General features: G+C 64.3%; 6 protein-coding genes. 5 read left to right on the top strand and 1 reads right to left on the bottom strand.

Going from position 1 to position 5,206, the window contains the following annotated elements:
• The first annotated feature begins 33 nt into the window (after positions 1 to 33).
• The 5 genes from murI (at position 34) to Q4E25_RS10155 (ending at position 4,227) form a co-directional block, all read left to right on the top strand.
• The gene (gene murI, locus Q4E25_RS10175) at positions 34 to 807 is read left to right on the top strand and encodes a glutamate racemase (protein WP_303156799.1); all 774 of its coding nucleotides are present in this window, start codon (positions 34 to 36) and stop codon (positions 805 to 807) included.
• A gap of 142 nt (positions 808 to 949) precedes the next feature.
• Positions 950 to 1,717, top strand: a complete 768-nt coding sequence (locus Q4E25_RS10170) for an MBL fold metallo-hydrolase (protein WP_303156752.1) — start codon at positions 950 to 952, stop codon at positions 1,715 to 1,717.
• A gap of 59 nt (positions 1,718 to 1,776) precedes the next feature.
• On the top strand, positions 1,777 to 2,505 hold the full coding sequence (rph, locus tag Q4E25_RS10165) for a ribonuclease PH (protein WP_303156751.1): 729 nt from the start codon (positions 1,777 to 1,779) through the stop codon (positions 2,503 to 2,505).
• Entirely contained in the window at positions 2,499 to 3,170 is a 672-nt protein-coding gene (rdgB, locus tag Q4E25_RS10160) for an RdgB/HAM1 family non-canonical purine NTP pyrophosphatase (RefSeq protein WP_303156748.1), read from the top strand. Before rph ends, rdgB begins: the two co-directional genes overlap by 7 nt.
• Positions 3,171 to 3,276: 106 nt before the next feature.
• Positions 3,277 to 4,227, top strand: coding sequence for a hypothetical protein (locus Q4E25_RS10155; protein WP_368502631.1), 951 nt, complete (start codon positions 3,277 to 3,279; stop codon positions 4,225 to 4,227).
• 49 nt (positions 4,228 to 4,276) lie between these two features.
• On the opposite strand, the gene Q4E25_RS10150 is transcribed toward Q4E25_RS10155, so the two are convergent.
• On the bottom strand, positions 4,277 to 5,206 hold a 930-nt coding region (locus tag Q4E25_RS10150; RefSeq protein WP_303156746.1), incomplete at its 5' end, for an ATP-binding cassette domain-containing protein.

The raw sequence follows: 5,206 nt of genomic DNA, 5'->3' as shown, positions 1-5,206 counted from the left end.
ACCCAGCCCACCCAGCCCACCCAGTCTGCTGCGATCTCACCAAGCTCGCCCATTGGCATCTTCGATTCCGGCGTGGGCGGGCTGACGGTGGCCCGCACCATCATCGAGCAGCTGCCGCACGAGTCCATCATCTACATTGGCGATACCGAACACTCGCCTTACGGCCCGCGGCCCATCGCCCAGGTGCGGGAGCTGTCCATGGCCATCGCCGATGAGCTGGTGGAGCGCGGCTGCAAGATGATTGTCATCGCCTGCAACACCGCCACCGCGGCCTTTTTGCACGACGCCCGCGAGCGCTACGACATCCCCGTGGTGGAGGTGATCCGCCCGGCGGTGCGGCGCGCGATGATGACCACCCGCAACGGCAAGGTGGGCGTCATCGGCACCGAGGGCACCATTAACTCGGGCGCCTACCAGGATCTCTTCGCGGTCAACCCCGCCGTGGAGGCCCATGCGGTGGCCTGCCCGGACTTCGTGCCCTTTGTGGAGCGCGGGATTACCGCCGGCCGGCAGATCTTGGGCGTGGCTGAGGGATACCTCGCCCCTTTGCAGGCTGCCGGCGTGGACACCCTGGTGCTGGGCTGCACGCATTACCCGCTGCTCACTGGCGTCATCCAGCTGGCCATGGGTGAGGCCGTCACGCTGGTCTCCTCGGCGGAGGAGACGGCCAAGGACGTGCTGCGCATTCTCACGGAGACGGACATGCTGGCTCCGGAGGATCACCAGCCTGTGCGCCTCTTTGAATCCACCGGGGATCCGGAGGTCTTTGCCCGCCTGGCCACCCGTTTCTTAGGCCCGCGCATCTAACACGAGCACCTAGCATGAGCCCCGCGGGCGCCCGCCGGCGCCACGGGCGCGGGAGTTAGCGCGCTCACACGGTGACGCGCCGAGAGGCCTCTTTTGGGGATAATCCCGGCATTCGGCGGTGTTTCGTGGAACTATTGACAGCATGAAGCTGACGATCCTTGGTTGTTCCGGCTCCGTGCCCACAGCCGGAAACCCTGCCTCGGGCTATCTCGTGTCCTTCCCTGATGCGCCCTCCATCGTCATGGACATGGGCCCGGGTACCCTCGCGCAACTCCAGCAGCAGCAGGATCCCTGTGATGCTCACGTTCTCTTCACGCACCTGCACGCGGATCACTGCCTGGACTTCCCCTCGCTCATGGTGTGGCGGCGTTTCCACCCCACCGCCCCGGCCGAGGGGCGCAACTTCTGCATCGGGCCGGCGAATACGCCGACCCACCTGGGCAGACTCTCCGCCGATGACCCCGAGGGCGTGGATGACATGGGCGATACCTTCGCGTTCAGCCCCTGGGAGGATGGACAACGCCAGCTTGTCGACGACGTATTTGTCACCCCCTTCCGCACCATCCACCCAGTGGAGACCTACGCGCTGCGCATGGAGCACTCCCGCAGCGGCGCGGTGATCACCTACTCGGGGGACTCGGCTTATACGGAGAACCTGGTGGAGGCCGCCCGCGGGGCGGATCTCTTCCTCTGCGAGGCCGCCTGGGGCGATACTTCCGAGGGCAAGGCGCCCAACATGCACATGTCTGGCACTGAGGCCGGCCGTATTGCCCGGGAGGCGGGGGTGAAGAAGCTGGTGCTCATCCACCTGCAGCCCTGGGGCGATGCCTCCGCCACCTACGCCGCGGCCGCCCGCGAGTTCGACGGCGAGATCGTCCTAGGCGCGGCGGGCATGGAGTTCGAGCCCTAAAGCATTCGAGCATGAGCGGGGATCGCTGGCCCCCGTCGGCGGCCGGTAGGGTAGAGGGCATGACTGAATTCACTCGTGCTGACGGACGCGCCCTGGACCAGCTGCGCAGCGTCCGCATTACCCGCAACTTCACCACCAACCCGGCCGGCTCCGTGCTCGTGGAGTTTGGCAATACCCGCGTGATGTGCACCGCCTCCGTGGAGTTCGGCGTTCCGCGCTTCAAGAAGGATTCCGGGGAGGGCTGGCTGACCGCCGAGTACTCCATGCTGCCGGCCGCCACCCACGAGCGCATGCCGCGCGAGTCCATGAGAGGCAAGGTCAAGGGCCGCACGCACGAGATCTCCCGCCTGGTGGGCCGCTCCCTGCGCGCGGCGGTGGATCTTTCCGAGCTGGGAGAGAACACCATTCAACTGGACTGCGACGTCCTGCAGGCTGACGGCGGCACCCGCACCGCCTCCATTACCGGCGCCTACGTGGCCCTGGCGGATGCCATCTCCTACCTCAAGAACGAGGGGGTGGTCCCCGGCGAGCCGCTGTTGGATCCCATCGCCGCGGTCTCCGTGGGCATCATCGACGGCCACGTGTGCCTGGACCTGCCCTATGAGGAGGACTCCCGCGCGGAGGTGGACCTCAACGTGGTCATGCAGGAAGGCGGGGACTTCGTGGAGATCCAGGGCACCGGCGAGCACGGTCTCTTTGGCCGCAAGGAGCTCGATGAGATGCTGGACGTGGCCCAGGCCGGCTGCGCCAGCCTCATCGAGGCGCAGAAGGCGGCGCTGGGATGGTAGACGCTACCCAGTCTGGCGCTGCCCAGTCCGGCACTTCTCTGACCAGCACTGCCCAGCTTCAGGTCCTTGTTGCCTCCAACAACGCTAAGAAACTGGCGGAGCTGCAACGCATTCTTGATGACGCCTCCATCACCGGCATCGAGCTCCTCCCACTGTCCGCGGTGGAGCCCTATGAGGAGCCCGTGGAGGACGGCCGCACCTTCGCCGACAACGCGCTCATCAAGGCCCGCGCCGGGGTGGCCCACACGGGGCTGGCCACGATCGCCGATGACTCCGGCTTGGCCGTCGAGGAGCTCAATGGAATGCCCGGCGTGCTGTCGGCCCGCTGGTCCGGCAGCCACGGCGACGACGAGGCCAACAACCGCCTGCTGCTGGCCCAGATGAGCGATGTGCCTGACGAGCGCCGCCAGGCGGCGTTTGTCTCCGTGTGTGCACTGGTGACTCCAGACGGCCAGGAGCATGTGGCCGAGGGGCGCTGGCCGGGCACCCTGCTGCGCGCCCCGCGCGGCGAGAACGGCTTTGGCTACGATCCGCTCTTCCAACCGGAGGGTGAGGAACGCTCCTCCGCCGAGATGTCCCCGGCGGAAAAGAACGCCGCCTCTCACCGCGGCCGCGCCCTGGCGCAACTCACCGGCGTGCTCGGGGAGCTTGCCGCCGCGCAATAGCCGCACAGTAGTTAGCCGCAGCAACTGGCCTGCAGTAGTAGCTCTGCGGGGCACGCTGCCACGGTGTAGTTCCGCATTCCCCGGTGCGCGGCCTATAGTTTTCAGGATGAGAAACAAGGCGAGCGCCCCGGCATCCATGACGCCGCCAGCGGGACCAGCGTGGGCGGGAAGCCTGATGGGAACCTCCATCGCCGCGACTCTTTCCCACCTGCACGGCTTTTCTTGGCTGGCGTGGTTCTTTCTGGCCGTGGCCACCGGCGTGGCCGTTGTCATCCTGGCCGGCTGGCTGCGGCACCGCGCACCTGCGTTTCAGCCTGCCACCATGGCACCGTGGGGAATGCTGGCCATGGGGCTGTTGGCCCTGGGCTCCGCGTGGACGGCGTGCACGGGATTAGAGTCCCTGCAGGTGCTCTCCTGGTGGGTGGGCACTCCCTTGGCTGTGGTGGTGTGTATTAACCAGTTGCGCCACTTTCCCGGTGATGCGCCCTCCTTCCAGTGGGCGCTGGCGCTGGTGGCGCCCATGGTGGCGGCGACCAGCAGCGGGCAGCTGACCCATCACCACCCCTGGATGCATGAGGCGGGTGCTGCCGCCTTCGTGTTGACCTTTGTCACTGCCGTTCCGGTGTTTGTGCTGTGTTACCGGGACGTGCTGCGCGGGCGAATGTCTTTGCCCAAGCAGATTGCCGGTACTGCCTGGATCCCGCTAGGGATGGTGGGGCAATCCACGGCTGCAGCCCAGCTGCTGTTCACCCCGCGCTTTGCTCATTGGTATGGCGGCGCAATGTTGGCCATGGGCATTCCGCTGGCCGCGTGGGCATTCGTGCGCTTTTGGTCTGCCGTGGTGTCCTGGGCGGGCTACTCGCCGGGGTGGTGGGGCTCGACATTCCCGGTAGGAACGTGTTGCTTGGGCAGCCATATGCTGGCAGCGGCCCTTGGCGCAGGCTGGCTCGATGCGGTGAGCCTGGGACTGCTTGGCTTGCTCATTACGCACTGGGGCGCGTGTGCCCTGCGTTTTATTTCGTGGGCGTGGGAAAACGGGACGCACCGTCACGGCTAAGGACGGAGATGCTCGGCGACGGATGGCGCAGACCGGCGATGCAGATTGGCTATGTCACACGACTGTCATGATTGACGGCCAGTTGTGGGTCTCCTGTGCGCATCGGTGCGCTTTCATCATGAGTCGAGACAATAATGGTGCTGGTACGAGCTTTTTCTTCTATGAGTTTCCACACCCGTGCGCGGGAGATTTTGTCTAATCCGCTGGTCGGTTCATCCAAGACAATGAGGGAACCTGGAGGGGTTAGCAGAGAACGGGCCAGGGTGATTCGCTGCTTTTCGCCGCCGGACACGCCGCTATCCTCGCCTGCTACCAGTCTTTGACCTGATGGTACTGAGCTCATAAGACCCGCTAGATCGAGCCGCTCTAAGAGTTTGTTTGCCTCATCGTCACTGTGAGCCCGGCGTCCGAAAGTGACGTTCTCGCACGCAGTCGTATGCAGAAGGCCTGGCTGTTGCGGGGTGTAAGCCGTTGGATGAGCATCGCCATCTGCAGGAGCAAAAGCTGTTGGACAGAACTCGTTCAGTCCAAGAAACCCCTCCAAAACCGTAGTCTTACCAGAACCGCTGGGGCCAGTTACCCAGATAGGTCGGTTGCACACTTCTTTGGCGTGTAGGTCTACGAGAGCTGTCAACGCACGAATGCTGCTTGAAATGTGTTCTAAGTCTTCGCGCGATGAGTCTTTAAGCTCAGGCCGGATTTTCTCGTTGGATTCTCGATAGTGCGCGATTGCTACCGCGAGGGAAGACACCCCAAAGCCGACTGACTGCAATGGAGTGATCGCGGCAATAGCAACACCTACCGCGGAGATAATTGCACTCATTATTGCTACGCCACCTTCATCTGTATGAAGACCAATGGAAACGATGAGCAAGAATATAGTGCACGTAAGAATGACCGATTGAGTGACATAGAGCCGACGAGTGGTTGCGTCCGTTAGCGTGGTGTATCTGTGACCCGGGGTTGTGCTCATGTCGGT

The organism is Corynebacterium sp., assembly GCF_030532325.1.
Classification (GTDB): Bacteria; Actinomycetota; Actinomycetes; order Mycobacteriales; family Mycobacteriaceae; genus Corynebacterium.
The sequence above is the reverse complement of the archived record's forward strand: the minus strand, read 5'-3'. Positions and strand labels throughout refer to the sequence as shown.

Coding starts and splice junctions, on each gene's coding strand:
- Q4E25_RS10170 (WP_303156752.1), top strand. CDS start 950: ATGAAGCTGACGATCCTTGGTTGTTCCGGCTCCGTGCCCACAGCCGGA.
- rdgB (WP_303156748.1), top strand. CDS start 2,499: ATGGTAGACGCTACCCAGTCTGGCGCTGCCCAGTCCGGCACTTCTCTG.
- Q4E25_RS10155 (WP_368502631.1), top strand. CDS start 3,277: ATGAGAAACAAGGCGAGCGCCCCGGCATCCATGACGCCGCCAGCGGGA.
- rph (WP_303156751.1), top strand. CDS start 1,777: ATGACTGAATTCACTCGTGCTGACGGACGCGCCCTGGACCAGCTGCGC.